The following is a 571-nucleotide window of genomic DNA, read 5'->3' as shown; positions in this document are numbered from 1 at the left end:
GGACGCATCCCTGTCACGGATGAGATCACGAGTTCGAGTCTCGTACGGACCGTTTATATGGCTCGGTAGCTCAGTTGGTAGAGCAACGGATTGAAGCTCCGTGTGTCGGCGGTTCGATTCCGTCCCGCGCCATTAAAATATTTAAGTTTTTGCTTAATGCGGGTATAGTTTAGTGGTAAAACCACAGCCTTCCAAGCTGTTGTCGCGAGTTCGATTCTCGTTACCCGCTTTAATGATATATGGGTCTATAGCTCAGCTGGTTAGAGCGCACGCCTGATAAGCGTGAGGTCGGTGGTTCGAGTCCACTTAGACCCATTGGAGAATTACTCAAGTGGCTGAAGAGGCGCCCCTGCTAAGGGTGTAGGTCGCGAAAGCGGCGCGAGAGTTCGAATCTCTCATTCTCCGTTATGACCCGTTAGTCAAGTGGTTAAGACACCAGCCTTTCACGCTGGTATCGTGGGTTCGAATCCCGCACGGGTCACTTGTCATGACCCATTAGTCAAGCGGTTAAGACACCAGCCTTTCACGCTGGTATCGTGGGTTCGAATCCCGCATGGGTCACTTAACTATT

General features: G+C 51.1%; 6 tRNA genes. All 6 read left to right on the top strand.

The features are described from left to right. The first annotated feature begins 59 nt into the window (after window positions 1-59). The 6 genes from ACLUWI_RS10260 (at window position 60) to ACLUWI_RS10235 (ending at window position 561) form a co-directional block, all read left to right on the top strand. Window positions 60-132, top strand: a tRNA-Phe gene (locus ACLUWI_RS10260). 26 nt (window positions 133-158) lie between these two features. Then, window positions 159-229: transfer RNA gene (locus ACLUWI_RS10255), tRNA-Gly, on the top strand. Between the two features lie 12 nt (window positions 230-241). Next, a tRNA-Ile gene (locus ACLUWI_RS10250) sits at window positions 242-315 on the top strand. Between the two features lie 2 nt (window positions 316-317). After that, window positions 318-405, top strand: a tRNA-Ser gene (locus ACLUWI_RS10245). Window positions 406-409: 4 nt separating this feature from the next. After that, window positions 410-481 (top strand) — tRNA-Glu (locus ACLUWI_RS10240). Between the two features lie 8 nt (window positions 482-489). Continuing rightward, window positions 490-561: transfer RNA gene (locus ACLUWI_RS10235), tRNA-Glu, on the top strand. Window positions 562-571 lie beyond the last annotated feature (10 nt).

The sequence above is a fragment of the Limosilactobacillus mucosae genome, from assembly GCF_046939755.1.
GTDB classification, from domain to species: domain Bacteria; phylum Bacillota; class Bacilli; order Lactobacillales; family Lactobacillaceae; genus Limosilactobacillus; species Limosilactobacillus mucosae_A.
The sequence above is the reverse complement of the archived record's forward strand: the minus strand, read 5'-3'. Positions and strand labels throughout refer to the sequence as shown.